Origin of the sequence: Streptomyces sp. NPDC004126 (assembly GCF_050275515.1) — a bacterium.
Lineage (GTDB): Bacteria > Actinomycetota > Actinomycetes > Streptomycetales > Streptomycetaceae > Streptomyces.
The window spans coordinates 1-2,367 of sequence record NZ_JBNNPF010000127.1 but is presented as its reverse complement, the minus strand read 5'-3'; the positions used below and the strand labels follow the sequence as shown (position 1 = coordinate 2,367).

At 70.3% G+C, this 2,367-nt stretch carries 2 protein-coding genes; both read left to right on the top strand.

All coding sequences use genetic code 11. From position 1 onward, the window contains the following. The first annotated feature begins 92 nt into the window (after positions 1-92). On the top strand, positions 93-1,382 hold the full coding sequence (locus tag ACQKM2_RS40800; RefSeq protein ID WP_427719263.1) for a sulfate adenylyltransferase subunit 1: 1,290 nt from the start codon (positions 93-95) through the stop codon (positions 1,380-1,382). Between the two features lie 2 nt (positions 1,383-1,384). Then, positions 1,385-2,367 (top strand): ABC transporter substrate-binding protein (locus ACQKM2_RS40795; RefSeq protein ID WP_427719261.1); only part of this gene is annotated, 983 nt, incomplete at its 3' end.

Here is a 2,367-nt window from a genome sequence, read left to right as displayed (position 1 = left end):
TCCCGCCTCACCGAGCGGGGCGCGACCCGCGCCGACGACAAGCTGTCCGAGGCCGCGATGGAAGACCGCAAGCGCGAAGGGTACTTCTAACCATGGACGACACGACGACGCTGCTGCGCTTCGCGACCGCCGGGTCCGTGGACGACGGCAAGTCCACCTTGGTCGGACGGCTCCTCCACGACTCCAAGTCGGTCCTCGCCGACCAGCTGGAGGCCGTGGAGCGGGTCTCCCAGGACCGCGGCCAAGAAGCCCCCGACCTCGCCCTCCTCACCGACGGCCTGCGGGCCGAGCGGGAGCAGGGCATCACGATCGACGTGGCCTACCGCTACTTCGCCACCGCCCGCCGCCGGTTCATCCTCGCCGACACCCCCGGGCACGTGCAGTACACCCGGAACATGGTCACCGGCGCCTCCACCGCCGACCTCGCCGTGGTCCTCGTCGACGCCCGGAACGGCGTCATCGAGCAGACCCGCCGGCACGCCGCCGTCGCCGCCCTCCTGCGCGTCCCCCACGTCGTCCTCGCCGTCAACAAGATGGACCTCGCCGGCTACGACGAGGGCGTCTTCGCCGCCATCACCGCCGAGTTCACCGCCTACGCCGCCGGCCTCGGCCTGCACGACATCACGGCGATCCCCATCTCGGCCCTGGCCGGCGACAACGTGGTCGAGCCGTCCGCCCACATGGACTGGTACGGCGGCCCCACGGTCCTGGAACACCTGGAGACCGTCCCCGTCAGCGACGAGCTGACCACCGGTCCCGCCCGCTTCCCCGTCCAGTACGTGATCCGCCCGCAGAGCGCCGAGCACCCCGACTACCGCGGCTACGCGGGCCAGATCGCCTCCGGCGTCCTGCGCGTCGGCCAGGCCGTCACCGTCCTGCCCTCGGGCCGCACCTCCGTCATCGAGGGCATAGACGCCCTCGGCCGGTCCGTAAACACCGCCCAGGCCCCGCAGTCGGTCACCGTCCGCCTCAAGGACGACGTCGACGTCTCCCGCGGCGACCTCATCGCCCCCGACGGGGCCGCCCCGGCCACCACGCAGGACGTCGTCGCCACCGTCTGCCACGTCGCCGACCGGCCCCTCACCGTCGGCCAGCGCGTCCTGCTCAAGCACACCACCCGCACGGTCAAGGCGATCGTCAGGGAGATCCCCTCCCGGCTGACCCTCGCCGACCTGTCAGAGCACCTCGACCCCGGCCGGCTGGTGGCCAACGACATCGGCCGCGTCATCGTCCGCACCGGCGAGGCACTCGCCCTCGACGCGTACGCCGACTCCCGCCGCACCGGCTCCTTCCTCCTCATCGACCCCTCGGACGGAACCACCCTGACCGCCGGAATGGCGGGCGAGGCCTTCACCGGGCACGAGCACGAATGGACCCTCTGACGATGTCCCCACCGCACCGCCGAGGCCCCGTCGCGGTCCTCGCCCTGCTGCTCGCCGCCGCCCTCGCCTCCTGCGGCTACGGATCCCGGGCGGTCGGGGTCCCGGACGCCGCACCGGCCGCCGCCGACGGGGCCCGGAAGCTCTCCGCGTCCGAGGTCCGCGTGGGCTACTTCCCGAACCTGACCCACGCCACCGCCCTGGTCGGCCTCCAGGAGGGCCTGATCGAGAAGGAACTGAACGGCACCAAGATCAAGCCGCAGACCTTCAACGCCGGCCCCTCCGAGATCGAGGCCCTCAACGGCGGCTCCCTCGACATCGGCTTCATCGGCCCCTCGCCGTCGATCAACGGCTACGTCAAGTCCAAGGGCTCCAACCTGCGGATCATCTCCGGCTCCGCCGCTAGCGGCGCCGAGCTCGTCGTGAACCCGGACAAGATCAAGACCCTGAACGACCTCAAGGGCAAGAAGATCGCCACTCCGCAGAAGGGCAACACCCAGGACGTCTCGTTCCTCAACTGGGTCTCGGCAAAGGGTTGGAAGGTCAACTCCGAGAGCGGCAGAGGTGACGTTTCCGTGCTCCGCACGGACAGCAGGCTGGTACCACACGCTTTCCAGTCGGGCGCGATCGACGGCGCTTGGGTCCTGGAGCCCACCGCCTCCCAACTGGTCGCAGACGGCGGTTCTGTGCTGCTCGACGAGACATCACTCTGGCACGGCACGAGACCCGTCGTCACCAACGTCGTCGCCTCCCAGAAGTTCCTCAAAGAGCACCCCGACGTTGTCGAGGCGGTACTGCGTGGCACCGTCAACACCAACGCCTGGATTGCCTCCAACCCTGGCAGGGCCAAGGACGCAGCCAACTCCGCTCTCAAGGCCCTCTCCGGTAGGGAACTGGACCCGAAGGTCATCGACCCTGCGTGGCCGGGCATCTCGGTCACCGACGACCCGCTGGCCGCGACGCTGAAGACCCAGTCGGACTGGGCCGT